Raw genomic sequence first — 26,597 nt, forward strand, 5'->3', positions numbered from 1 at the left:
CTATATTACCTATATGCTGAGAGCAAAATTAAATCTTTATGACTAATTACTTAGTTATAAGCACTGAAAATCAATATTATCAGTGCTGTTTATTTCTAAAAATCGTGTATAAAACCGTAAAATTATTTTTCTAAAATAAAATTCGACGGTTCATAATCTAACGCCTTGATTGGTGAATGCGCTTCAAAATACTGTTTTACTGCATCGGCATCTCGATAACCCGTATCAACATAAGTTGGTAAAGTATTGGTAATTGGGTAGCCATCACCGCCCGCAGCTAAAAAGTCAAGGGTCGTAATGCGATAAGATTTTTGCAAATCAATGGGTTCATTCTTAATTTTAACATCACTAATCGTATCACCAGTTCTAGTTAACGTGATATTTTTTAAATGAGTATAACCGCCTGAACCCTGTTTTTTACTTAATGCAACTTTAAGATATTCCATTAACTCATGGCCGGTTAAATCAAAATAGACTACAGTATTACCAAAAGGCTCAACTTTTAAAATATCGCGATAAGTTATATGACCTTCAATAAGTGAATCGCGAATCATACCACCAGCCATAATACCGATATCAGCATTCGTTTTTTCAATGAACGCACTGAGTAGTAGCTGTCCCATATTACTTTGTTGATATCTCACTACGCTACGATCACCTTCTAAACGGCCAATTAATTCACCCGTTTTAGCGAGTAATTGCTGTTTACCTTGCTCCTGATAAGGTCTTAAGGTTTCTAACAAATTTTGGTGTGGTTGTATCTCTTTCGTATAATATTCAAGACGCTTAGTGCCATTACCATTATCCACTTCTTTTTTCAGATTGATTGGAATTAATTGATAATTTTGTAGCGTAATTTTGCCATTTAAAAAGACAAAATCGGCACGACCAACGTATTTGCCCCATTCATGGGCTTGAACAATCCAAGTGCCATTTTGTTGATCTGGCGCACAAGGTGTACCTGGTACATATTCGGTAATACGTTTGTTTGGGCTAGCCATACAAACTGGGTTTTGTGAGTGTCCTCCCACAATCATATCTAATTCACCGTTTGGCAACCCTCGAGCTAATTCAACATCTCCAGGTGCCATTGAACCGTGCTCACCATTTTCATAATGTTCCATATGAGTAACAGCAATGATCATGTCAGGGTGTTCGGTTTTTTTGATTTGAGTAATGATTTTTTGTGCTTCAGGTAAGGTCTTACGAAATTCAATACCGTCGGTATTTTTAGGTGAAGCCAAAAAGATCGTATCATCAGTAGTCAATCCAAATACCGCTACTTTGATACCATTTAAGTTAAACATTTTATAAGCATCAAAAACCCGATTATCACTGTTTTTGAAGTAAGTATTCGCTGATAAAAATGGGAACTTAGCCCATTTTTGTTGTTCACGAATGATCCTTAGCGGATGGTCAAATTCATGATTGCCCACCGCCATAGCATCGTAACCCACTTCATTCATACCAATAAAATCGGGTTTTGCTTGCAGTACATCAGATTCAGGGACACCAGTATTAATATCACCACCCGATAATAACAATAATTTACCACCTTTTGCGGCAACTTCTTTACGGATCTCATCAACAACCGTCTTTTGGGCTGCAAGTCCATATTCACCGATATCATTTTGCCAAAAACGACCATGGTGATCGTTGGTATGTAAAATTGTAAATCGGTAAGATTTATCTTTTTGCCAAGTTGGATCGGTTGATTGTTTCTTGGTTACATCAGCTAAAGCATTAACCGAAAATAACCCCAAAACGGCAATAAGCGTTAGTTTTTTAAATAATTGTGGATGATGCATGGTGCCTCCTAAATCCTTAGGTGTAATAGTTATTCCGTAATCACTTTATAAATTAATTGCGGTTCTATCGCATTATCACTAATGGTAATGTTGTCGTATAGTTTTTGTTTAATCGCATCAATTTTATCAGTATTAGCATGAATAGTTAGTAATGCTTCACCTTCGGCAACTTTATCACCTACTTTTTTGTGTAACATAATTCCAACAGATGGATCGATAACATCTTCTTTGGTTGCACGACCTGCGCCAAGTTGCATTGCTGCAATACCAATTTGGTCAGCAATAATTCTTGAAACGTAACCTGATTTAAGTGCTGGTAAGGCAATTTGGTAAGGTGCGCTTGCTAATTTTTCTGGATGATCAACAACTGAACTATCTCCACCTTGAGCTTCAATTAATGTTTTGAATTTTTCAACAGCTTTGCCATTTTTGATGACTTCTTGTAGTTTTTCACGAGCTTCATCCAGTGTTTTGGCTTTATTGGCCAATACGACCATTTGACTGCCAAGTGTTAACACCAATTCAGTTAAGTCAGCTGGGCCATGACCTTTTAATGTGTCAATGGCTTCTTTAACTTCAAGGGCATTACCAATTGCAAAACCAAGTGGTTGTGACATGTCTGAAATAATCGCCATGGTTCTACGACCAATTTGATTACCAATATTAACCATTTCATGAGCCAATTTTTCTGAATCAGCCATGTTTTTCATTAAGGCGCCGTCTCCGGTTTTAACGTCTAAGACAATCGCATCTGCACCTGCAGCTAATTTTTTACTCATAATTGAGCTTGCAATCAATGGGATAGAATTAACGGTAGCCGTTACATCTCGTAGTGAATACAATTTTTTATCGGCTGGTGTTAAGTTGCCTGATTGTCCAATTACCGCAACGCCTTTTTCATTTACCTGATTAATAAAGTCTTGCTTGCCTAATTCAATTTTAAATCCTGGAATTGATTCGAATTTGTCATTTGTTCCACCAGTATGGCCAAGACCACGTCCTGACATTTTTGCAACAGGAACATCTAATGCGGCAACTAATGGTGCAAGTACTAAAGTCGTTGTATCACCTACACCACCAGTAGAATGTTTATCAACTTTAATGCCATTGATTGAGGATAAATCAACCGTATCACCTGAATACATCATAGCACTGGTTAAATCAGCACACTCTTTTGATGTCATCCCTTGATAATAAATCGCCATTAATAATGCACTCACTTGATAATCAGGAATGGTACCATTGGTGTAGTTAGTAATAAAAAATTGAATTTCTTCTGTGGTTAATGCATTACCATCACGTTTTTTTTCAATAATATCTACAAATCTCATTATATCTCTCACTTAAAACAATTAATCAAATTAGTCTATCAACTTGATTATATAAAATTTACATAAACGTCTGTACCGATTATGTTTGAAAATATAGTCAAAAAGTTTTAACTACAGTAATGTGCTTTTTTATCTATTTTTATCCATTTTACTTGCAATTGATTTTAACTAATCAAGATCACTCGGCGAAAAAGACCAAGGCAATAATTCACCTACGGTTGTTTCTTGGATTTTCCCTTGAAGATTGGTTAAAATTACGGGCATATCTTTAGCACAAAATTCGCTGATAACTTGTCTACAAGCACCACAAGGTGAAATAGGGCCATCGGTATCACCAATTACCACTAATTTTTTAAACTTGCGTTTGCCCTCTGACACTGCCTTAAAAATGGCGGTACGTTCAGCGCAGTTGGCTAATCCGTAAGAAGCATTTTCGACATTACAGCCTAAAATTGCTTCATCGTCTTCAGTAATGAGCACGGCGCCAACTTGGAATTTAGAATAAGGCACATAGGCTCTTGAGCGAGCAGTTTTAGCAAGTTCGATTAACTTTTCAATTTTCATATCGATAATCCTTCAGGTCTTAATGGTACTATTTTTGATTTTTGGCTTTTGTGTTAACCGATGATTGTAAATCAAGTCGATAAACACCGAAGCCTAATTCATCTTTTTCAATAAAGTTAATTGGATAAAGCGAATGTTTTTCTATATAAGCTTTTGCTTCATCCGTTGGTGAAGATTCAAAGCGAATATCCAGTTTTTTATCGCTAATAATTGGTGCAATTCGCCAATTATTATCTACCGTGACATTAACCATACCCGCTTTTTTTGTAGTATTAGTAATATAAGCAGACAAAATAACTCTTAAATCATCTGGTGAGTTGAATTTAACGTTATTTTCACCTGTCCCAGGGAATGTACCGGTGTAGGCACGATAATTATTGGTCGCAATTAAAAATACTTGATTAGGATCAATAGGCTGTTGTTGATAAGTTAGATTTTTTATTCTTTCCGATGTTGGATTGATTAACTTGCAGTTGCCATCATAACGTGGCGGTGCGGTGACATCAATTTGATAACTTACACCATCAATTGTATCGAAATTATAAGTTCTAAACTTATCCCAATTAATTAGATATTGTGGTTGAGTCGAATTAACATCGATTTGATTATATACGCCAGCTGCACATTCTAGCCATTGTTTAACATCTTTACCAGTAATTTTAACTGCACTTAAAATATTTGGATAAAGGTAGATATCGGCAGCATTTCTAAATGATAAATCACCTTTTTTAACATCAACATATGCGCTTGGATCGTTCTTTCTTCCACCAACTTTAAATGGTGCAATCGCTGATAAAATTGGTAATCCATCCAAATCTGGATCGCCTTGAATAAACTGTTTTACATAGTCAATTTGTGCATCACTAATAATTTGTAGTGCGGATGTATCTTCAACGAGCGCTAGATAGCTGTTGATATCGCTAGAAACTTTACCAATCGGTTTACCTACAAATTCACGCGTACCTTGATGATCTTGTTTCAAAATTTCGACAATCTGTTGATCGGCTTGTACTAATGCTTTTTTATTTTTTAAATCATAAATAGGTCGAGCTTCTGATTTCCCAGATGTCACTTTCCAGTTAGAGTTATCACCCTCAAGTACTAAATCAACCACACCTAAGTGACTACCCCATTGACCAGGCATAACGGCAGGGACATGATTGATGTTACCTGTTTTGATATCGGTATTAGGTAAGGATTTATAATCATCACTCGGGAAAACGCCATGTGAATGACCAAACATAATGGCATTAATACCCTCAACTTGACTTAAATAGTAGACGGAATTTTCCGCTAACGCTTTATATGGTTCAGCAGATACTCCAGAGTGTGGAATGGCAATAATAACATTAGCGCCTTGTTTTTTCATTTCAGGGACTAATTTTTTTGCAGTTTCAGTAATATCTTTTACTACTACTTTTCCATTTAGATTAAGCTTATCCCATTGCATAATTTGTGGTGGCACAAATCCGATATAGCCAATTTTAATGATTTGTTGGTTACCATCTCTATCAACAACAGGGGTATCAATAATAATATATTGTTGAAAGTAGGGTTTGCCAGTTTTGGCATCATAAACGTTAGCATTAACATAAGGGAATTTAGCCCCTGAAAGACTTTTTTGTAAATAATCTAAACCAAAATTAAATTCGTGATTACCAATATTGCCAACAACATAATTAAGTGTGTTCATCGCTTTATAAACAGGATGAATATCACCATCTTTTAAACCTTTGTTCAAGGCATAATCAGCCATAGGGCTACCTTGAATCAAATCTCCATTATCAACAAGTACGCTGTTTTTTACTTCGCTTCTTGTTTGATGAATTAGATTTGCCGTTTTGACTAATCCAAAAGTATCAACAGGCTGATCTTTGAAGTAATCAAAGTTCATCATGTTGCCATGCAAGTCAGTGGTTTCAATTATTCTTAAATCAACCGTTGCGGCTTGAAGGGAGCCAGAAATGAATAGGGTTAAAAGGGATAAAGTTAATTTGTTTTTTTTCATATAAATCTCCTATTTTTCTGACTTTGTTATCCACTAACTTGTTATTGGTAGTGACTTTTGGTATTTAATAAATCGTTCTATTATTGCAGGATGATATCTAGCATCATTGACTGCTTTTTGTAGTGTTTGTTTGTCATCTAAGGTAAACAATGACAAAACATAATTTGTTAATTGTTCTTTTACTGAATCTTCAACAAAGGCGGCATCAATACCACATAATGTAATATCCAATAATTCTAATCTTGAAAAACCAAAAATTGATGAGGCAAGGTGGTACTCTTTTTCAATATCTGTACCAAAAATTCCAGCATCATCGGTATTTAATGTGATGCGTACACCATAATCATAAAGCTGACGTACGGGATGATTTCGAATATCCCCATGAAGTTCATTAACAAGTATACGATTACTGGTCAATGCGATTTCTAAAGTAACTTTTTTATTAATCAACTCCTGAATTAGGTTATGATTCTCAATAGCACGGATACCATGACCAATTCTTTGTGCACCGTGTTTAAGCGCTTGAATAATACTTTCAGCAGACTCAATTTCACCAGCATGATAGGATTTTTTTAGTTTAAGCTCAGATGCTAACTCATGTGCATCTTTAAAATCATCAAAATGGCCAAAACGTTCGTTTCCAGCAATATTAAATCCAGTGATAAATTGGTGAGGATTTTCTTTAATAAAACGTAACGTATCATAAACAATTTTAGCCCCTAGATGCCTAACACCGATTACATGATACCTTACCGTAATATTATAAACTTTTTGTACATCAATAATGGCGTTATCCATTTGGTTGAGTGTTTGTTGGAATCTTTCTTTGTTCCAAATAATTTCGCCATCAATTTCGGTAGTACAGATATGAAAAGGGGATAAGAAAAGCTCGCAATAGATTAATCCTTGCTTGGCGTTTCTAATGAGAAAATCGTAAGTAATTAGATAATAATCTTCGGGTGTTTTTACAAAATTGGAAACAGTGTCATAAGTTTGAATGAATTGAACAAAGTCAGTTTCATCATAGCAATAACGACCATTTTTATACTCGTTTGCATCGTATTGACCCGCTTTATAACATAATGATTCAGGGAAAACGATATTATTTTTATTGGCTAACTGTTGAGCCATAAAAGGCGTAATACTACCTTCAATATGTTCATGTAAAATGACTTTTGGTACGGTATGTGTATTCATTTAATATTTAATCTAGTTTATTTTGCCAATTGAGTACAAATAATAATGATATGAAAAACACTTATAGGAAAGCTTAGTATAGTAACCTTAGCTTTGCTCATCATAATCTTTACTATTTTACCTTGAACAGACATCTTATTACCATACATTTTGTGTGACTTAATTAGTTTTTATGCAGTAATATGCATTAAAAGTCATTCTAACTCATTAAATATTTTTGAAGAAGGCAACAACCAAGGTTGCTGCCAGTATTTTGATTATGGAAAGTTTTATTTAAAACACCATAAATGATTAATTATTATTGGCTGTAGTTGTTTTATTTAAGTCATCGTTTTTAAAAATAATCATAAACACGATAGCCAACAATAAAGAGTAACCAGCAAAAATTAGCCAAACTGTACGCCACTCAGTAAGACCATCAGTTGTGTAATGATCAACAACAAAGCCACTGATTGTCGAACCTAAATATGCCCCGATACCATTAGTCATGATCATAAATAGACCTTGCGCACTATTACGGATGCTTGGTGAGACTGATTTTTCAACATACATTGAGCCAGAAATGTTATAAAAATCAAATGCACACCCATAAACTATCATTGATAAAAGCAGTAATATAAAGCCAGTTGGAGATGGATCACCATAAGCAAATAAACCAAAACGAGCTACCCAAGCAAGCATACTGATTAACATGACATATTTGATGCCAAGTCGTTTCATAAAAAATGGAACAAATAGAATAAATACCACTTCAGACATTTGCGAAATAGACAATAACACCGAAGGATATTGTACTACTAAGCTATCAGCATATTCTGGAATGTTTTTAAACGAAAGTAAGAACGGATTACCAAAAGTATTGGTTATTTGTAAAATACCACCAAGGAATACGGCAAAGACAAAAAAGATCGCAATTCTTGGGTCTTTAAATAATACGAATGCATCTAAACCTAAAGAGCTTGCTAAAGACTTCCTTTTAGAGCTGTCTTTAGTAATGTTAATTAATGGTAGTGTTAATGAATATAAGCTAAGTAAAACTGAACCAGCCGCCGCAATATAAAGTTGCATATTACTTAATCCATATTCTAAGAAACTCACTAACCACATGGCTGCAATAAAGCCGATGGTACCAAAAATTCTTATTTTTGGAAATTGCGAAATAACATCAAGATTTTGTGCTTCTAAACAAGAATAGGAAATTGAGTTAGAAATTGCGATGGTTGGCATAAACGCAAGGCAATGAATCAAAATTATCACTACCATCAAAAAAGGTGATGTGATTGATGCTGCAATAAATAACGTGATGGCACCAATTAAATGACAAAGCATAAATAAACGATTAGCTGGAATCCATCTATCTGCGACAACTCCAAGTAAGCCAGGCATAAATAAAGAAGCTATCCCCATTGTGCCATAAACTGAACCTACGGTTACACCATTAAAATGTAATGTTTCCATCATGTAAGAACCTAAGGTGATCAGCCAACTCCCCCAGATGAAAAACTGTAAGAAAAATATAATTTTAAGTTTAAACTTAATATTCATTTTGATTCCTTATTAAATGACATATTTGATAATCTTCCGCCTAACAATTACTAATGAATAAATTTATATATAAACAAGCACTATTATCAATTTTATAGTGCTCAAGCTATCAATATTTAGTTAAAAAAAATGGCAGTTGATCTGCCATTTTCAATTATTGATTTAATAGTACAGATTCTAACGCTACAGTTATCATCTCTTTAAAACCAATCTGACGCTGTTCCGGCGACATAGCATCACCTTTGCGAATGTGATCAGAAACCGTACAGATTGCTAATGCTTTAGCGCCATATTCTGCCGCTACACCATAAATGCCTGCAGCTTCCATCTCTACGCCTAGAATATTGTATTTTTCCATGATATCGAACATTTCAGGATCGACACTATAGAAAAGATCAGCTGAAAAAAGGTTACCTACTTTAACGTTTACACCTAAATTTTTAGCAGCATTAACGGCATTACAGGTTAAATCAAAATCGGCAATCGCAGCGAAATCACTATCTTTAAAACGTAAACGGTTGACTTTTGAATCGGTGCAAGCCCCCATGCCCACTATCACATCACCAAGGTTTACATTAGGGCTAATGGCACCACAAGAACCAATGCGAATGATATTTTTAACACCGTAGAACTTAACCAGTTCGGTTGCATAGATAGAACAAGATGGAATACCCATGCCATGCCCCATGATTGAAACTTTTTTCCCTTTGTAATAACCAGTAAATCCTAACATGGCTCTTACATTTGTTACTTCTTGTGCATCTTCTAAAAATGTTTCAGCAATAAATTTTGCACGTAGCGGATCGCCTGGCATCAAAACTGTTTCTGCAAAAGCATTATCAACAGCGTTAATATGTGGGGTAGACATCTAATTCTCCTGATCTTCAATTCAAAAAAGTATTACATTAAATTCATTTGCTTACTTACTAATAAAAGATTTACCATATTCCATTGGTGATAAATCAAAATAATCAGCGACACTTTGTCCAATATCGGCAAACGTTTCACGATGACCTAATGAGCCTACTGGTACACTATCACCATACACCAAAACAGGAATATGTTCGCGAGTATGATCAGTACCGGTCCAAGTTGGATCGCAACCATGATCTGCACTGATAATTAACAGATCGCCTGGTTCAATTAGCGCTAACATTTCAGGTAAGCGACTATCAAAATATTCTAATGCAGCAGCATAACCAGCTACATCACGTCTGTGTCCATAAGAGGAATCAAAATCAACAAAATTGGTAAATACAATGGTATTATCTTTAGCTTGTTTAATTTCTTCTAACGATGCATTAAATAATGCTTCAATGCCGGTTGCTTTAATCTTTTTGGTGATGCCAACGTGAGCGTAAATATCGGCGATTTTACCAATCGAAACAACATCGCCTTGTTTTTCGTCAACCAGCTTTTTAATCACAGTTGGCGCAGGTGGTTCAACCGCCAGATCATGACGATTACCTGTTCGCACAAATTCACCTGCTTTTTTACCAACAAAAGGTCTGGCAATAACACGACCAATGTTGTAATTACCTTTATTAAGTTCATCGCGTGCGATTTCGCACACTTCGTAAAGTTTGTCTAAACCGAAAGTTTCTTCATGACAAGCAATTTGGAAAACTGAATCAGCGGATGTATAGAAAATAGGTTTGCCACTCGCCATATGTTCAGCGCCAAGTTCATCAAGAATAACGGTACCCGATGAGTGGCAATTACCAAGATAACCAGGAAGTTTAGCGCGGGTAACAATTTTATCTAATAGATCTTGAGGAAAGCTATTGGTTGTATTGGTGAAGTAACCCCAGTCAAACAGTACTGGAACTCCAGCAATTTCCCAATGGCCAGATGGCGTATCTTTACCAGATGAAATTTCGCTAGCATAACCGTAAGCACCAATAATTTCGCCTTCGGTTTGCATACCTTTAGGGTAATGACCTGTTGATTCGTATGCTGCTTCAATTAATCCCAATTTACCCAAATTAGGTAATTTAAGTGTACCACTGCGTCCTTGTTCTGCATTGCCTAATGCGCATTGTTCAGCAATATGACCTAATGTGTCGGAACCTTCATCCCCAAACTTTGCTGCATCTTTGGCACTACCAATCCCGAATGAATCTAGGATCATAATAAAAACTCTTTTCATAATTTCCTCGAACTTATCAAAAACGGATCTTGCTACAAGTTATCTTCGTACTCGCATTTTACTTTTCGCTTATATGGGTACGGGTTAAGGAAGAACAGCCACTTGAACAATCTTTCATACTTACTTTCATACTTAGCTGTCTATTTTATAATACTCATTTAAGTAATTACACCTTTGATATGATATCTTGATGATAACGTCTATTATTTGCACTAAATGTATCTGTAAACAGTAATCTGTTTAACTGTAATTTTAAAAAAACATCGCTCATATATCTATAATACATGATCTAAAAAAACAAAAAAGATTTAAGCATTACTTTAACGGTTTATTTGATTAATTGATCCTCCAAATTCGATCATTATCACATTTTTGTAATTAAAATGTTAATAAATGTACATATTTTGAGTTCCAAGAATCTTATAATAGTGAGTGAGTAAATAATTAATAATATAAGATTAACCAATGTGATAATATATGTTGCCATATGTGATAGACATCTCAATAAAATCAAATAACACACTGAAAGTAATTTAATATTGGCGGTCTATTTCCACCCAGATAAGGTTGTAGTTGATGAAACAAAGAATCCCAAATACTTTTAATCTTGAAGTTTATGCTCAAAAAGTTGTGACAGTAGCAACGGTCGAACAATTAATGCAGGTTTGGCAAGATAATCACCAGAACCTGCCCATTATGATCCTTGGTGAAGGCAGTAATACACTTTTTACTTGTGACTTTGAAGGCATTGTGATTGTGAATCGAATTAAAGGTATTACCATCACCGAAACGGAACAAGCATGGCATTTAAAAGTGGGGGCAGGCGAAATTTGGCATCAACTTGTAACACAAACTATTGAACACAATATCGCCGGACTTGAAAATTTAGCATTAATTCCAGGTAGTGTGGGTTCTGCACCAATCCAAAATATTGGCGCTTATGGAGTTGAGTTTCAAAAAGTGGCGGATTATGTGGAATTATTGGAACTTGCTACAGGAAACATCATTAAGGTAACAGATGGTCAATATGGCTATCGGGAAAGTATTTTTAAAAAGCAATATGCTGATGGTTATGCGGTAATTTATGTCGGTATCAAATTACCTAAACAGTGGCAACCTGTATTAACTTATGGCGAATTGCGTAACTTTGATCCAAAAAGTACTACTCCTAAGATGATATTCGATAAAGTTTGTGAAATTCGGCTTAGTAAGCTGCCTGACCCAAAGGTGCTTGGTAACGGCGGTAGTTTTTTTAAAAATCCAGTTGTTGATAAAAAAGTTGCCGATAAGCTACTTGAAATTTACCCAACTATGCCAATATATCCACAAGTAAATAATCAAGTCAAACTTGCTGCAGGTTGGCTTATCGATCAATGTGGTCTAAAAGGCTATCAATTGGGTGGCGCTGCAGTTCATCAAAATCAAGCACTTGTATTAGTCAATAAAAATAACGCAACTGCGCAAGATGTGGTTGAATTAGCTCGTTATGTTCGAGATGCCGTATTACGAAAATTTTCAGTTAATCTTTCACCTGAAATCCGTTTTATTGGCAAAATAGCTGAAATTGATGTAGACAACTTTCTTTAAATAACAACGGTTATAAATTTAGGTTGCAACCAACAATTTATAATTAAACAATGATATTGTAAAAGACGATGAAACATTCATATTCATTTCCTATTTTATTAACAAGCTTATTATTTGTGACAATTGCATTATCCGCACTTAATACCCAAGTACCGCTATGGTTGGTGCGTAATGAATTTTCACTAGGGCAAATTGGTTTAGTTGGCTCAAGTTACTTTACTGGCAACTTGATTGGTACCATTTTTGCAAATTGGTTCATTAGTAAATTTAATGCTCGTTATACTTATACCTACAGTTGCATTATTTTTGCTATTGCTACCATTGGTTTAAGTTTTTCAATGGATTTTTATAGCTGGGTAATATGGCGGTTCTTTATTGGTATTGCCTGCGCAGTGACTTGGGTTGTTATTGAAAGTTGTATTTTAGTAACAGGTACTGTGCGTACTCGTGGAAAAATGCTGGCGGTGTATCTAACTACCTATTATTTAGGCACGGTGTTAGGACAAGCGTTATTACAGTATTTTCCGCAAAATGTATTGTATTTTGGTCTAGTGACCGCTTTACTGATGGGGCTTGCAATATTATTTATATTGCTAACTCATTATAAATTGCCTAAACGTAAAAAAAGCAGTTTTAATATCATTCCCATGATTGTCAATAAACCGTCACGCATTGGTTTAATTGGTTGCGTGATTGCTGGTATGTTAATTGGATCACTTTATTCGCTTTTACCTGCCTATTATTCTCATTTAGGTTATAACGACACTCAAGTTGCCAATTGGATGATTTTGCTTATTTTATCTGGTGTAATAGCACAAATGCCCGCTAATTGGTGTGCCGATAAATTTGGTCGACAAATTGTATTATTATTTGAATCAACGCTCATGTTATTGGCTTGTGTAATGTTGATATTTAATTGGTTTGATACATTAGCAATTATCTTATTAGGTGCAACAATTTATACCATTTATCCAATCTCTATGGCATGGGCATGTTCATGCGTTAGAAAGCAAGATATTGTGGCGATGAATCAAGCCATGTTGTTAACTAATACATTAGGTAGTCTTATTGCCCCAGCAGTGATTGCTTTTGTTATGGATAAAACGAATAATACTTATTTATTTGTAAGTTTTGCTATAATCTCGCTTTATTTTATTGCCTTATTAGTTAAAAAAAGAGGAACCGATGCGCAGCCACCAAAATCCACTCAAATTAATTGAAATCTTAGCGGACGGTGAATTTCATTCAGGTGAAGAACTTGCAGCGAGTTTTGGAATAACTCGTGCTGGAATCAATAAATACATGAAAGTATTGCGCGAATGGGGGCTGGATTTTACATCGGTTCAAGGTAAAGGTTATTGTTTAACTGCAGCGATTGATTTATTAAAAAAGACTAAAATTGATCACTATTATCAAGCGGATAGTCGTTGTGAAATTTTACCCATTATTGATTCAACTAACCAATATTTACTCGATAAAATTGGCCAACTTCACTCGGGTGATTGTTGTGTAGCAGAATTCCAATCAAAAGCGCGCGGTCGTCGTGGACGAAAATGGTTTTCACCGTTCGGCTCTAATCTTTATTTTTCTATGTATTGGCAGTTAGAGCAGGGCGTGGCTGCCGCTATGGGAATGAGCTTAGTTGTCGGAATTGTGATAGCAGATACTTTGAGGGAATTATCGGGTCAAGATATTAAAGTAAAATGGCCTAATGATCTTTATCTTAACGATCAAAAATTAGCAGGAATATTGATTGAGTTAGCGGGTAAAACGGGTGATTGTGCGCATGCAATTATCGGTATTGGTGTCAACTTAATGATGACTAATCCAGATCCTAATATTGTTAACCAAAAATGGGCAAATTTAGGTAAGGTAGATCGTAATTTGTTAGTCGCGCGTATTGTCAAAAATTTAAACATTAAATTATCTGAATTTGAAAAACAGGGCTTAGCGCCTTTTATTAGTGATTGGAATCGATTAGATAACTTCGCTAATCGTCCTGTAAAACTGATTATTGGTGATACTATTATCCGAGGGATTGCTAAAGGCATCAATGAGCAAGGCGCTTTAATGTTGGAGCAAGATGGCAAAATCAATGCACATATTGGTGGTGAAATCTCATTGCGTGGTGATGAGTAACCAATAAAAAACTATTCCATTTATTCAATGGAATAGTTTTTAAATCAGTAATTAAATTTTGTCTTTTTTACTTTTAAAACCAAGCACTCTTAAAGCATTGGCTGTTACGATAGCTGTTGTTCCTGAATCCGCTAATACCGCTAACCATAATCCAGTATAACCGAATAAACTTGTTAACAAAAACACCAACTTGATCCCTAAGGCAATAGTGATATTTTGCTTAATATTACGGTTAGCGAAACGAGTTAAACGAATTAAATTAGGCAAACTTAGTAGGCTATTTTTGGTTAATGCGGCATCGGCTGCCTCTAGCGCTACATCGGTACCGCTGCCCATAGCAATGCCAACGGTCGCTGCTTTCATTGCGGGTGAATCGTTAATACCATCCCCAACCATGGCAATTGAAGTTGTGTTACGAATTTTTTCAATTTCGACCAATTTATCTGCTGGTAATAATTCAGCACGATAATCAATTCCTAATTGACTTGCAATGGCTTTTGCCGCACGTTGATTATCACCCGTAAGCATTAAGGTTTTAAGACCCAATTCATTAAGCGCTTTTATTGCAGTAATAGAATCAGAACGTAACACATCTTGCAAGGCAATCATTCCGACTAATTTTTGTTGTGTTACTAGTACCACAACGGTTTTACCGGCGCTTTCTAGTTGATGGATTTTTTGTGCATTTTCATCATTTAAGGGTATCGATACCGTAGTAACTTTACTTGGCGCAACAATATAATAGGTTTGATTATCGATATCGCCTTGAATACCTACACCCGCATTAGCTTTGCGATTACTTGCTTCGATAACTTCGATCTGCTGCTTAGCTGCATAATCAACGATTGCTTTCGCTAAAGGGTGATGTGAACCACTTTCAATGGCTGCTGCAAGAGTAAGTAACTGTTGTTGGGTAACAGATTGTGCGATGACATCGGTGACTTGTGGCTTGCCTTCGGTTAAGGTGCCGGTCTTATCAAATGCCACCATTTTAATCGAACCAATATGTTCTAAAGCTGCACCACCTTTTATTAATACACCTTGCTTAGCCGCATTGGATAGGGCTGATGTGATAACGGCTGGTGTTGATATTACCAACGCACAAGGGCAACCAATTAATAATAAAGTTAATCCACGATACACCCAAGTGTACCAATCCTCATTAAATAATAACGGAGGAATAACAATGACCAATAGCGCAAACAAGGCGATAGCTGGAGTGTAGTAACGGCTAAATTTATCAATAAATCGCTCAATGGGTGCTTTACGTTCTTCAGCATCTTCAATTAATTGTAAAATGCGATCTACGGCATTTTGTCCTGATTGTGAGATAACTTTTAGTTGAATGGTATTATCCACAACCAACGATCCGGCTAAAATTTTATCGCCCGATAGATAATTGACCGGAATTGATTCCCCAGTTAAAGCGCTTTCATCAATGTTAGCTTGTTCACTCACTAAAATAACATCAGCAGGTAATCGCCCACCAGATGAAATTTCGATTATATCGTCAGGTTTTAAACTATGACTGGCAACCGTTTTCCTTTTGCCGTCAATAATGACCACCGTTTCTTCAGGCATTAGCTGCACAAGAGATGAAATTCCTTTTTTGGCTTTAGTGGTCGCAACGCCTTCTAACATCTCACCAATCATAAATAAGAAGAGTACCATGGTGGCTTCTTCGGCCGCTCCGATGAATAGGGCTCCTATAGCTGAAATACTCATCAATGATTCAATGGCAAATGGTGTACCACTTCGCGTTAATACTAAAGCCTCTTTCAAAATCGGAATCAATCCGACAATTGCAGTAAAGATAAAGGCATATTCACCTGCTGTATGATTCACTAATAAAATAAGGTAACTTATCACAATTAATGAACCTAAAACCGCTAACGGTATGAATGCTTTTTTATCAAAACTATGTGAATGCTCGTGATGATGTGCGTGATTAGGGGTGCTTTCAAAAATTGGGGTATACCCTAATTCTACTACTTTGTCTTCAATCATTTTTATTACTGCATCGTCATGCTTAGGAACAAAAACGATCAACTTTTCTGTAGAGAAAATAATTTTGGTTTGATTAATGTTTGGCAGTGTTTTAACACCATTTTCGATTTTACTAGCGCAATGAGCGCAATCCATTCCCTTAATTTTCCAAGTCAATTTAATGTCTTGGCTTTTCCGCTCAGGATCTTCGGGAGGATCTTCTATCTCATTTTTTTGCGTTGATCCATGATCATGCCCCTCACAGTAATGCCCCTCAGAATGATTATGATCTGCATCATGGGAATGATGGGTGTCATATGTATGATTATGAGCAATATTTTGACAATCGCTATGACAATGGATGTGATTTTCATGGTGGGAATGTGTGGATTTGTTATTATATAACATAACGTTACCTCGCTTTGTGGATGATTTTGATTGTACGCTCAAAAAAATAAAAAGATATCTTTTTTTAATTTATTTGATAGTTAGATCAAAAATATTGAGTACATGACAAGTAAGGAATCAAATCTAAAAATAACCATTTTTTATTTCCTTCTTCTACTGTATCCCTCTCTTTTTTATGTTTATAATTGTACAAAATAAAATGATAGAGAAAGTTTATGTCCAAAGCTTCATCCTTTCGTCAAAAACAGAGCATTGTCTTTCTAGCTTTTCTAATTACGACCTTTATTATCGGTATTGCAGGGGCGTTACAATCACCTACATTAAGCCGTTTCTTAACCTTTGAAGTTAATGTAAATTCCCATTTAGTCGGTCTTTTCTTTTCGATAAATGCTTTAGCCAGCATTGTGGGTAGTTTTCTATTAGCAAAATATTCGGACAAAAAAGGGGATAGACGTTATATTGTCATATTTTGCTGTTTAATGGGGGTTGCCAATAGTGTTACGTTTGCGTTTACGCGTAACTATTTTATACTGATTACGCTAGGGGTTTTATTTGCCGCGTTATCATCGGCCGCTATGCCGCAAGTTTTTGCTTTAGCGCGTGAATATGCGGTCAAATCAGGACGTAATGTGGTTGCTTTCAACTCAATAATTCGTGCTCAATTATCGTTGGCATGGGTATTTGGTCCACCAATCTCTTTCGGTTTAGCTTTAAGTTTTGGCTTTACTGTAATGTATCTAACCGCAATGTCCATGTTTATAATTGCAATGTTATTTGTTGCAATATTCTTACCATCAGTCGAAAAAAATCCTACTTCACAACTCAGCAGTGCAGCTGATTTACAAGTGGCTAATATACCACTTTGGAAAAACAGAAATGTCGTTTGTTTACTATTATCTACAGTATTTATGTGGACAGCTAACATGATGTACATTATCGACATGCCACTTTATGTTGACTTAGTTTTACATCTTCCCGACTCTTTACCCGGCATTTTAATGGGGTTAGCAGCGGGTATTGAAATTCCTGCGATGCTTATTGCTGGATTTTTAGTGCCTTATTTGGGCAAGCGAAATCTATTTTTTATTGCTATTATTTGTGGCTTATTTTTTTATATTGGCATGATTTTCTTTACCAGTAAATTTGCTTTGTTAGCACTACAGATATTTAATGCATTATTTATCGGAATTGTGGCTAATATTGGTATTATCTACTTTCAGGATTTGTTACCAACTAGAATGGGCGTAGCTTCGACACTATTTAATAACGGGATTATTTTTAGCGTTATTCTGGCAGGTGTTTTGCAAGGGTTTGTTTCTGATGAATATGGGCATGAAGCTATCTACTGGATTGCGCTTGTGATGGTTGCTGTTTCATTGCTGTTTTGTGCACTGGTTAAAGATGGAAAAAAACGGTCATATTAAGTAAGCCATCCATTATCTTTTATTTGTTCGTCTTCCAAAACGAATTGGAAGACGATATCAAAATCAATTATTAACAATCAAATTCTTTTAATAATGTTTCATAAAAAGCATAATTTGTTCTTTCATAACCAATAGGTGTAATGGCAATGAAATTACCATTAGCCGCATCCAACTCTTTATTATCATCAAACACCTGCTGATTACGCTTAGCTCTAAACCAAAAATAATCGTGACCTTCTGGATCTTTAGTTGGTGCCACCACAAAACGACTGACATCACAATCACCTTGTTTAGTGATTTTTAATCCTTTAATCTGATGAGCATCACAAGCAGGAAAATTAACATTAAAACAGATATTTTTAGGAGTAGATAATGATAGTAGTTTGCTGATCACTGATTCAGCATGGTATGCAGCACAATCCCATATTGTTGGTTGGTTATCTTCAGTAGAGCATTGGCTTAAGGCAATTGATGGTATTCCTAAAGCTGTTGCCATCATAGCTGCGCCAACCGTACCGGATAAAACCGTTTCAAATCCAACATTTGAGCCATTATTAATGCCCGATAGCACAAGATCAGGCAACTTATCTGCCATTAAATGCTTAATAGCAAATAATGAGCAATCGGCGGGAGTTCCATAAACTGCGTATTCTTGTTCATCACGTTTTGCAACTCGAAAAGGCGCTTTTAAGCTGACCGAACATGATACACCACTTTGGTCAATTGCTGGTGCTACTACCCAAACTTCATGAGCAATTTTATGTGCTACATCCTTTAAAATTTTAATGCCAGATGCATCAATACCATCATCATTGACTAACAAAACGCGATTTACTAATTTATTAAACATCATTCTATTTCCCTTATTCAGCAAAAGTATTACATTGATTGATATCACCGCTATCAAATCCTCGTTTAAACCAAGTATAACGTTGCTTAGAACTACCATGTGTAAAACTATCTGGTACAACGTAACCATTACTTTGACGTTGTAAGCGATCATCACCAATAGCTTCAGCGGTCTTTAACGCTTGCTCAATATCGCCAACGTCTAAAATATTTTTTTGTTGCATTGCATGCCCCCACATACCAGCAAAGCAGTCGGCTTGTAGCTCTAATTTAACCGATAATTGATTGGCGAACACTTCAGATTGGCCTTGCTTTAATTGTTCTATTTTATTGAACACACCCAGCAAATTTTGTACATGATGACCAATTTCATGTGCTATGACATAACCTTGGGCAAAGTCACCACCACCACCAAGTTGTTGTTTCATCTCTTGATAGAATGAAATATCCAAATAGACAGTTTTATCAACACTGCAATAAAATGGCCCCATAAAAGTCTGGCCAACACCACACGATGTTCTTGTTGAACCCGTATATAAGACTAATTTGGGAGGAGTATAGGTTCTACCTAAACGATTAAACTCTTGTTGCCAGTAATCTTCAGTACTCGCTAAAATGACCGATGTAAATTTAGCAGCATCTTCATCATTGATGGAATATTGATTTGAGCTTAGTGATGAGCTATTGGAGTCAATTAGATTAGGATTAAGTAAGCCGGTCAAATCAACACCATAATAACCAGCAACCAAAACTACGATAAATAAAACAGCTCGACCTTTACCACTTATTGGGATCCTTATTCCTGAATCGCTTCCATATTGTGAGCGGCGATCTTCAATATTATCACTCTCTCTTTGGTCTCTCCAACGCATAGGGAACACCTCATCAGTTTTGCTTAAATTATTTTAAAGGATAAAAGGGTAGGATACTAGATTAAGTTAATTTAATATCAAATAATGCATTGATTAATCTACTTTTATCTGTGTAATTATCTGTACCAAAATAATACTAAGTGGGTATATCACTTATCTTTTAAATTGTTTAAAAAAACTAACTCCAGTTTATAACGGATAGATGTTTATCGTTATTACTATTACGTTCTTTTTATAGTTTGTATTGTATTTAAAATCAGACTAATTTTTACAGAAGATGGATATTTTATAAAAATTACTTTTTATTTGAATGGCGTTTTTATATCTCTATAGGATATTACGCTAATTATCAATAAAAGAAAATTTAACCGTAGAGATTTTTGAATTCATTATACTTCAAAAACTACGAATCGTTATGATATTTCAACTTTACTTTTCGATGGTGAATAGGATTTTTAACGATCGAATGTTTAATACTATTAATCTGATAATGTCCATATATTTCAATGTGTAATGAACGTATTGTATTTATTATTCTAGATATATTGGTATATTTTAAATTCTAAAGTAATTTCTTTAAAAATATATCTCACAATTTTACCAACCTGATAAATAACGATAACTGAGATTTTGGACTTGTTTAATTTTTAAAAGGGCATTGGGTAACGACTCTGGTCGAACGTCCATTTTTTCAATACAAAAACGGTAAGAACAGTAGTCAACAAAGCCCAATGATTAACATTAATTGATATCGTAATTTTTTCATAAAATTTATTCCAATCCTGATACTATTCTTCAACTTTAATGGTATAAGTTTTAATAAATTTACTTCCCGGACACATCGTACCGTAAGTTAATCCAGCAAATTTTATTGTTATTTTTCCTGCAACTTTAGGTGTTCCCTTTACTTTAAGATCATTAAAGGAAACATGTGTACCAAAATCAGTCGGAGATATTTCTAGTCCTGAGTTTTCAGGTGTAATAAGATAGTGAAAAGAGTCATTAATAACACGACCATTATAAACTTCAATTTCAGCATAATAAGGAGTACCTAATATGGCATTGGGTAACGACGACTTCGGTAGGACTTCAACTTTTTGTGTACAAAAACAACCGGTAAGAACAGTAGTTAAAAAAAATCCAATGATTAACATTAAGTGATGTCGTAATTTTTTCATAAAATTTATTCCAATCCTGATACTATTCTTCAACTTTAATGGTATAAACTTTCTTAAAGTCTCTTCCCGGACATGTATTTGTTCCGTAAGTAACTCCAAAAAGTTCTATTGTGATTGTTCCTGCAACTTTAGGGGTTCCTTTTACTTCAAGATCATTATAGGAAACATATTCTGTTCCAAAATCAGTAGGAGATAATTCAAGACCTGATTTTTCTGGTTTAATATGATAGAAAAAGTGACGATCTATAGCCACGCCACCAAAAACTTCAATTTTAGCATAATAGGGATTACCCAATGAGGCATTGGGTAACGTTTTGGGTCGAACTTCCATTTTATACATACAAAAACAACCGGCAAGAACAGTAGTTAAAAAAAATCCAATGATTAACATTAAATGATATTGTATTTTTTTCATAAAATTTATTCTAATCCTAATACTATTCTTCAACTTTAATGGTATAAACTTTCTTAAAGTCTCTTCCCGGACACGACATTGTACCGTAAGTGCCTCCAGAAAGTTCTATGCTGATTGTTCCTGTAACTTTAGGCGTTCCTTTTATTTCAAGATCATTATAGGAAACACGTGATCCAAATTTAAAAGGAGCAGATAATTCGAGTCCGGATTTTGCTGGTTTGATATGATAGGTAAAGAATTCATCTATAACGATGCCACCAAAAACTTCAATTTTAGCGTAATAGGGATTACCCAATGTGGCATTGGGTAACGACTTCGGTCGAACTTCCATTTTTTCCATACAAAAACAACCGGTAAGAACAGTAGTTAAAAAAAGTCCAATGATTAACATTAAGTGATATCGTATTTTTTTCATATAATTTATTCAGTTTAATAAAATTTGTTGTTAATAAGTGTTTTTTAAACACTTCCCCATTTGTTTCAATAACATTTACTTTTCCGTTTTATGGTATTTTACTTATCACAAAAGCCGCATAAGAGTATTTTATAACATCAGCTAAAGTTGTATTATCTAGTAAATGATTATCTACACTACCCCATGAAAAACACTCAAGCTCTACTAGCTCCGTTAGTAGAGTTTGTTCAGTTACCTCATAACCATTTATTAACTTTAATTTATCAGCCCAAACAATCCAATGGTTTTTAGTTGGAATAGATACCCTTGTATCGAACATTCGTGATGTTATCAACATGACTACGTGCGTATCTTTACGAACATAAGAATTTAAGCGACATAAATCTTTTAACGTTAATTTAGGACCTGTCACTTGATTTATTATATTTGTATTGATTTCGTAGAGAATTTCAGAACCAGCTTTTTTAAACCATGTTTTAAGATCCCCGGCTGGCGTAATACCTGGGATTTGATCATCAGGAGAATCAAAATCAAAAAAAACATTTTCTGTATCCCTTAAACTTGCTAAGGTTATCCAATCTATAGCTGGAATTCTAGTCGTATATCCTAATGTGTTATCATAATAAAAAAATTTTTTCGGATGACGACAATCATAACTAGGTTCTAGTTTTAATGTGCCAATTTTAGTTTTACCTGATTCCCAAAGTTCTTTCACCATCTGTTTATACAGATCTGGTCTATCGACCAATAAACAATAAAAAAACGCGGCCGGACCACATAGCATAGCTTGTTGTTGATTAGGAAATTCCATTTTTACTAAATCCTCGTCAACTTTTTCTTTTGCTAATCTTGATTTTAAACCCTCGTCAATTTTTTCTTTTGCTAATCTTAATTTTAAACTCTCGTCAATTTTTTCTTTGCTAAAAGGATCATGTGGATCACCAACAGGGTGTTCTTTAGCTTCAAAAGCTCTTGATTTAAAGGTCACTTTTACACTGTATATGAACACATGCCCCTTTTGGGTTTTTTCAGTTGTTTCATTGTATTCAAATTCCCTTGATGGCCCCCATTTTTTATCAGTTATTAAAAATCCCTTTAGAGGTATAATTGCTGTCATAGGTTCTGGTAACACTTCATATTCATCGTTACCTATTTTATGAAAAAGATTGAGTTCTAAGATATAAGATGTATTTTCAGGGTCAGAAATATCTAATGAAGAGTGCACTAATGTCCTCTTATCAGCTTGTAAGTTTTGTTTTCCTGTTGATTTTAAAGCATAAACTTTATTATCTTTATCATCAATTTTATATAATTCCATTTCATAAACAATATATTTAGGATCAGTTTTAGTCTTAATATATGTTGATATGTTGTATACTGTCATTTAATTTTCATCCTTAAGATTAAGCTTATATCTTTATTCTAAAAATTAGTGAGTTAATATTTTTTAGCTTAATTCTTTACTAATTGATAAACTCGCCATTGCTTGTTTTGCTTATCAATAAGCGAATCGCAATTTTTTCTTCTTTTTTGGTATAAAATCTTTCCGTATATCCTTTATCATCTGTTTGCCCTTGTTTAACTGAACCATCTTCCATAAAGGCTAAATACTTTGTGTTTTTATATGGTTGATCTTCATCATTTACCATAAGGTATTTTAAGCTATATGTTTTACTTGATGAAAGTTCGTTTTGGATAGCTTGAGGTAATAAAATTTCAAGTATATTTTTCGTTGCTGGCCCCATTTTCTGTAATGCATTACTTTTTATATAAACATTATCCGCCGTGCCCAGTTCAATCCCCGCACTACTGAGTTTGATGTATGAACCTCCGCACATTAACGTCAAATCTTCGCATGCGCTTACTCTCAGTTCACCATCTACACTGTCTATTTTAATATCTTGCTTGGCAGCCATATTCAGGTTGGCATTTTGTGCCTGCACCTCAACATCCCCCTGATTGGCAAAGACTTTCATTCCTGATTTATGGGCAAACAGACCGATGGATTCACCGGATGAGACGGTTATGTTTTTTAACGCATTGATGTCAGTTTGGTTTTCACTGGTCACAGATACACTGTTTGAAGTGGACAGTTGAATGTTTTCCGGACTGGTTAAAGCAATGCCCTCTTGTGCATAAGCAATAATGCCACTTTGGGCTAATTGGGTTAATGTCGCTTTAAGTTGCTCCTGACTGTCGGTATCCGCACCATGGGCTTCAGAGGCAGTTGCTGCATTTTGCAGTGCTTTAGCAATTGATAATGCATTTTCAAGCTGGGTAATGGCACCTTGCATATCAAGCTGTTTACCCTGTGCCTTAGGCTCGGTCTGACTGGTCAGGTATAAACCTTTATTGGCAGCAATTGCACCCCACTCATCGGTGCGCAGTTCAAATCCCTCACCACGCTGCTCTTTGTTTTGGTCAACTAAATGCCCGATGTTAAGCTGGGTTTTACCGTATTCGGTCGCTAACTTAATGTGCTCTTGTCCGCGCTTATCATCCATCCGCAGTTTGTTGTTAGCAGGAGTACGAATTACATTTCGGTGTTTGTTTATGGCGGTCACATGGTCAGGGTGGCCACTGTCATGCATCGCATGTGCAATATAAGGTCGGTCCGGATTACCGTTAGTAAACGCAACCGCAACTTCTGTGCCATCAATCAGTGGAAAGTGAAAACCATAGGTACTGCCCGCATACGGTTTAGCCAGTCTTAACCATAAGCTCTCTTCACCGTTTCGCCACTCTTTTAAATCAAAGTTAAATTTAACCCGATAGCGACCTTGTGTATCAATATAACCATAGGTGTCATTATTCGGACTGGTTACCCGTGCCGGTAAAGTGCCGTCAATAGTCGGAAAAGGAATCGGCTCCGGGCGGTAAGGTTTTAATGGCTGGTAAGGTATGGCGGTAAAACTCAGTTCATAAGCATCACTGCGGTTTCCCTGTCCTTGCACCGTTAATATCATTACCCCCTCATCTATTCCGGCAATCGTACTGCCTTTGATACGGATATGTTGACCCGGAGCTAAAGTGGCCTGATTGCTTTTACCCCGGATAATAATTTGACGGCTAATGGCGTGTTCATGGCGAATACGGGCATACCATTCTCCACTTTCAACACTATTACTCGTGTTAGCTTGATTACGGTTAGTATCACTGCTGTTGTTATTGTTATTATTAGTGTTAGTTTTATCGCTATTATTGTCGTTGTCATTACTATTGCCGTTACTGCCTTGACTGTCGTCGGTATCGATATCACCACTGTTTTCATTATCATCGTCACCATTGCTATTTAACCCTTTATAGTGCTCATCATAACGGTAATCAGTACCGTAAGTGGTGTTATCTTTTAGTTGGCTGTTAACTTCTCCCAGTAAATTCGCCTGCGCATCGCGGTAGTTATAATCCTGTACTTGTACCGAAGATTCCACCATCTGACTGTGTAAGGTCATATCCCAGACACTTTCAACGCTGTTATCCAGTGTACCACTCGGTTGTTTGTACACAATATCAGCCACCTGCTGATAACCTTGCTCATAATCACTGATGACCAACACATCACAGTTGTGTTCACCATGCGTTTCAAACCGGAAATAGACCCCCACATCAGCAAGCAGTCTTTGAATAAATTCAAGGTCACTCTCCTGCCACTGGGTGATAAACTCACGCTCCGGATATTGCTCTTTAAGTGCTAAACGATAATCAATCCCTGTATAACCATGACCACGTAAGACCTCTTCAACCACACTGATAACGCTTTGATTTTGAAAAATAGCACAGTTATGACTTAATGCCAGTTTGGCTAATTGTGAAGACAAGACAACCTGATAACGGGCTTCATCGTTACTGACTGATAATTGACTGAACTGGGTTATCACACCATAAAGAGTGCGTGAGCCGCCTTGAGATAATAGTGAGTTTAACGGATTAAGCGGATTAAACTGGGTTAAAGAATTAAGTGAATCAAGTGGATTAGATTGTTTAAGTTTATCTAACTGTTTTAATGGCTCAGAGTGTTTTAATGCATCTAATGGATTAGTCGAAGTTAAGGAATTAAGTGCATTAAGTCCTTGAGTTGCAAAGTCGCTTAAACTGCCAGAATTAGCAGGATTAAAACTCAAACGGGCATTTTGATTAAGAAATGACTCAACAGAAAGTTGTTTATCAGAACTGGTGAAAGTAATCGTATAGTGCCAAGGCTGGTTAAGTTGCTCATTACCCTCAACCTGTAAGATTGAAACCTCAGTAGACAAACCATCAATATTTAACGTATAGCGATTGTGACCGACTCCATTAACCAAACTTTGCTTTAAGCCTCGACTTAAACCATTGTCCAACTGCTCCATCAAATTAGTTAATCCTTTCTCCATGTTATCCTCGATATATTTCATGTATATAGCAAATACAACTTTGTTTTACTGAACTATTTATTATTATTTTTATCTGACCAGTTAATAATTATTATAAAAATTGCCAATAGGCAGTAAGGTGTTAAAATTGGTCAGATTTAAAAATAATCTAAATATGAATATAAAATACACTGTCTCGTATATTTTGCAACTTTTTTTTAAAAAAATCTTTAAATTTAAATTAGACGGGTAACTTACTGATATTACTAATAATATCAGTAAAATATAGATAACAAATTGTCGCCTAAACATGATCAAAAAAGGATTAGTAGAATTTGGCTTTTGTAGATTTTTTATTGAGTATTTTGCACCG

The 26,597-nt window shown here is 35.5% G+C and carries 20 protein-coding genes; 4 read left to right on the top strand and 16 right to left on the bottom strand.

The window, feature by feature from the left end; genetic code table 11:
* Window positions 1-122: 122 nt before the first annotated feature.
* From ushA to A9G17_RS11590, 8 genes are all read right to left on the bottom strand, one after another.
* Complete coding sequence (gene ushA / locus A9G17_RS11555) at window positions 123-1,808, bottom strand: bifunctional UDP-sugar hydrolase/5'-nucleotidase UshA (RefSeq protein WP_065738837.1); 1,686 nt, start codon at window positions 1,806-1,808, stop codon at window positions 123-125.
* 29 nt (window positions 1,809-1,837) lie between these two features.
* Window positions 1,838-3,139, bottom strand: a complete 1,302-nt coding sequence (locus A9G17_RS11560; RefSeq protein WP_065738838.1) for a pyrimidine-nucleoside phosphorylase — start codon at window positions 3,137-3,139, stop codon at window positions 1,838-1,840.
* A 168-nt stretch (window positions 3,140-3,307) separates the two neighbouring features.
* Complete coding sequence (locus tag A9G17_RS11565) at window positions 3,308-3,703, bottom strand: cytidine deaminase (protein WP_025315980.1); 396 nt, start codon at window positions 3,701-3,703, stop codon at window positions 3,308-3,310.
* Window positions 3,704-3,731: 28 nt separating this feature from the next.
* A complete protein-coding gene (locus A9G17_RS11570) occupies window positions 3,732-5,711 on the bottom strand; it encodes a bifunctional 2',3'-cyclic-nucleotide 2'-phosphodiesterase/3'-nucleotidase (protein ID WP_065738839.1) in 1,980 nt (659 codons plus the stop codon).
* A 33-nt stretch (window positions 5,712-5,744) separates the two neighbouring features.
* A complete protein-coding gene (locus A9G17_RS11575; RefSeq protein ID WP_065738840.1) occupies window positions 5,745-6,908 on the bottom strand; it encodes an adenosine deaminase family protein in 1,164 nt (387 codons plus the stop codon).
* A gap of 291 nt (window positions 6,909-7,199) precedes the next feature.
* Entirely contained in the window at window positions 7,200-8,453 is a 1,254-nt protein-coding gene (locus tag A9G17_RS11580) for a nucleoside permease (RefSeq protein ID WP_065738841.1), read from the bottom strand.
* Between the two features lie 154 nt (window positions 8,454-8,607).
* Window positions 8,608-9,321 (bottom strand): purine-nucleoside phosphorylase, encoded by a 714-nt coding sequence (gene deoD / locus A9G17_RS11585; protein ID WP_025315976.1) that lies wholly within the window; start codon window positions 9,319-9,321, stop codon window positions 8,608-8,610.
* Between the two features lie 51 nt (window positions 9,322-9,372).
* The gene (locus tag A9G17_RS11590) at window positions 9,373-10,602 is read right to left on the bottom strand and encodes a phosphopentomutase (RefSeq protein WP_065738842.1); all 1,230 of its coding nucleotides are present in this window, start codon (window positions 10,600-10,602) and stop codon (window positions 9,373-9,375) included.
* Window positions 10,603-11,178: 576 nt separating this feature from the next.
* Here A9G17_RS11590 and murB point away from each other — a divergent pair.
* The 3 genes from murB (at window position 11,179) to birA (ending at window position 14,328) form a co-directional block, all read left to right on the top strand.
* Window positions 11,179-12,189, top strand: a complete 1,011-nt coding sequence (murB, locus tag A9G17_RS11595; RefSeq protein WP_065738843.1) for a UDP-N-acetylmuramate dehydrogenase — start codon at window positions 11,179-11,181, stop codon at window positions 12,187-12,189.
* 68 nt (window positions 12,190-12,257) lie between these two features.
* Window positions 12,258-13,409 carry an MFS transporter gene (locus A9G17_RS11600; RefSeq protein WP_065738844.1) on the top strand — a complete coding sequence of 384 codons (1,152 nt, stop codon included), beginning with the start codon at window positions 12,258-12,260 and terminating at the stop codon, window positions 13,407-13,409.
* Entirely contained in the window at window positions 13,375-14,328 is a 954-nt protein-coding gene (birA, locus tag A9G17_RS11605) for a bifunctional biotin--[acetyl-CoA-carboxylase] ligase/biotin operon repressor BirA (protein WP_065738845.1), read from the top strand. The genes A9G17_RS11600 and birA overlap by 35 nt, the downstream gene beginning before the upstream one ends.
* Before the next feature lie 51 nt (window positions 14,329-14,379).
* On the opposite strand, the gene A9G17_RS11610 is transcribed toward birA, so the two are convergent.
* The gene (locus tag A9G17_RS11610; RefSeq protein ID WP_065738846.1) at window positions 14,380-16,722 is read right to left on the bottom strand and encodes a zinc/cadmium/mercury/lead-transporting ATPase; all 2,343 of its coding nucleotides are present in this window, start codon (window positions 16,720-16,722) and stop codon (window positions 14,380-14,382) included.
* A 215-nt stretch (window positions 16,723-16,937) separates the two neighbouring features.
* On the opposite strand from A9G17_RS11610, the gene A9G17_RS11615 reads away from it, so the two are divergent.
* Window positions 16,938-18,146, top strand: a complete 1,209-nt coding sequence (locus tag A9G17_RS11615; RefSeq protein WP_065738847.1) for an MFS transporter — start codon at window positions 16,938-16,940, stop codon at window positions 18,144-18,146.
* Between the two features lie 70 nt (window positions 18,147-18,216).
* Here the strand turns inward: A9G17_RS11615 and surE are convergent, their stop codons facing one another.
* The 7 genes from surE to A9G17_RS11650 all read right to left on the bottom strand — a co-directional run bounded on the left by surE (window position 18,217) and on the right by A9G17_RS11650 (window position 26,245).
* Complete coding sequence (surE, locus tag A9G17_RS11620) at window positions 18,217-18,999, bottom strand: 5'/3'-nucleotidase SurE (RefSeq protein WP_176714272.1); 783 nt, start codon at window positions 18,997-18,999, stop codon at window positions 18,217-18,219.
* Window positions 19,000-19,009: 10 nt separating this feature from the next.
* Window positions 19,010-19,867 (bottom strand): KPN_02809 family neutral zinc metallopeptidase, encoded by an 858-nt coding sequence (ypfJ, locus tag A9G17_RS11625; RefSeq protein WP_065738848.1) that lies wholly within the window; start codon window positions 19,865-19,867, stop codon window positions 19,010-19,012.
* Between the two features lie 788 nt (window positions 19,868-20,655).
* The gene (locus A9G17_RS11630; RefSeq protein WP_065738849.1) at window positions 20,656-21,045 is read right to left on the bottom strand and encodes a hypothetical protein; all 390 of its coding nucleotides are present in this window, start codon (window positions 21,043-21,045) and stop codon (window positions 20,656-20,658) included.
* Window positions 21,046-21,067: 22 nt separating this feature from the next.
* Window positions 21,068-21,460 (bottom strand): hypothetical protein, encoded by a 393-nt coding sequence (locus tag A9G17_RS11635; RefSeq protein ID WP_081301754.1) that lies wholly within the window; start codon window positions 21,458-21,460, stop codon window positions 21,068-21,070.
* Between the two features lie 22 nt (window positions 21,461-21,482).
* Entirely contained in the window at window positions 21,483-21,875 is a 393-nt protein-coding gene (locus tag A9G17_RS11640; RefSeq protein WP_141677591.1) for a hypothetical protein, read from the bottom strand.
* Window positions 21,876-21,963: 88 nt separating this feature from the next.
* A complete protein-coding gene (locus A9G17_RS11645; protein ID WP_081301755.1) occupies window positions 21,964-23,259 on the bottom strand; it encodes a hypothetical protein in 1,296 nt (431 codons plus the stop codon).
* Window positions 23,260-23,338: 79 nt separating this feature from the next.
* The gene (locus A9G17_RS11650; protein ID WP_065738851.1) at window positions 23,339-26,245 is read right to left on the bottom strand and encodes a type VI secretion system Vgr family protein; all 2,907 of its coding nucleotides are present in this window, start codon (window positions 26,243-26,245) and stop codon (window positions 23,339-23,341) included.
* Window positions 26,246-26,597 lie beyond the last annotated feature (352 nt).

The sequence above is a fragment of the Gilliamella sp. wkB7 genome, assembly GCF_001693435.1.
Lineage (GTDB): Bacteria > Pseudomonadota > Gammaproteobacteria > Enterobacterales > Orbaceae > Gilliamella > Gilliamella apicola_N.

Coding starts and splice junctions, on each gene's coding strand:
- murB (WP_065738843.1), top strand. CDS start 11,179: ATGAAACAAAGAATCCCAAATACTTTTAATCTTGAAGTTTATGCTCAA.
- A9G17_RS11600 (WP_065738844.1), top strand. CDS start 12,258: ATGAAACATTCATATTCATTTCCTATTTTATTAACAAGCTTATTATTT.
- birA (WP_065738845.1), top strand. CDS start 13,375: ATGCGCAGCCACCAAAATCCACTCAAATTAATTGAAATCTTAGCGGAC.
- A9G17_RS11570 (WP_065738839.1), bottom strand. CDS start 5,711: ATGAAAAAAAACAAATTAACTTTATCCCTTTTAACCCTATTCATTTCT.
- A9G17_RS11580 (WP_065738841.1), bottom strand. CDS start 8,453: ATGAATATTAAGTTTAAACTTAAAATTATATTTTTCTTACAGTTTTTC.
- A9G17_RS11630 (WP_065738849.1), bottom strand. CDS start 21,045: ATGAAAAAATTACGACATCACTTAATGTTAATCATTGGATTTTTTTTA.
- A9G17_RS11565 (WP_025315980.1), bottom strand. CDS start 3,703: ATGAAAATTGAAAAGTTAATCGAACTTGCTAAAACTGCTCGCTCAAGA.
- A9G17_RS11650 (WP_065738851.1), bottom strand. CDS start 26,245: ATGGAGAAAGGATTAACTAATTTGATGGAGCAGTTGGACAATGGTTTA.
- A9G17_RS11610 (WP_065738846.1), bottom strand. CDS start 16,722: ATGTTATATAATAACAAATCCACACATTCCCACCATGAAAATCACATC.
- surE (WP_176714272.1), bottom strand. CDS start 18,999: ATGATGTTTAATAAATTAGTAAATCGCGTTTTGTTAGTCAATGATGAT.
- A9G17_RS11560 (WP_065738838.1), bottom strand. CDS start 3,139: ATGAGATTTGTAGATATTATTGAAAAAAAACGTGATGGTAATGCATTA.
- A9G17_RS11640 (WP_141677591.1), bottom strand. CDS start 21,875: ATGAAAAAAATACGATATCACTTAATGTTAATCATTGGACTTTTTTTA.
- A9G17_RS11590 (WP_065738842.1), bottom strand. CDS start 10,602: ATGAAAAGAGTTTTTATTATGATCCTAGATTCATTCGGGATTGGTAGT.
- deoD (WP_025315976.1), bottom strand. CDS start 9,321: ATGTCTACCCCACATATTAACGCTGTTGATAATGCTTTTGCAGAAACA.
- A9G17_RS11635 (WP_081301754.1), bottom strand. CDS start 21,460: ATGAAAAAAATACAATATCATTTAATGTTAATCATTGGATTTTTTTTA.
- A9G17_RS11615 (WP_065738847.1), top strand. CDS start 16,938: ATGTCCAAAGCTTCATCCTTTCGTCAAAAACAGAGCATTGTCTTTCTA.
- A9G17_RS11645 (WP_081301755.1), bottom strand. CDS start 23,259: ATGACAGTATACAACATATCAACATATATTAAGACTAAAACTGATCCT.
- A9G17_RS11575 (WP_065738840.1), bottom strand. CDS start 6,908: ATGAATACACATACCGTACCAAAAGTCATTTTACATGAACATATTGAA.
- ypfJ (WP_065738848.1), bottom strand. CDS start 19,867: ATGCGTTGGAGAGACCAAAGAGAGAGTGATAATATTGAAGATCGCCGC.
- ushA (WP_065738837.1), bottom strand. CDS start 1,808: ATGCATCATCCACAATTATTTAAAAAACTAACGCTTATTGCCGTTTTG.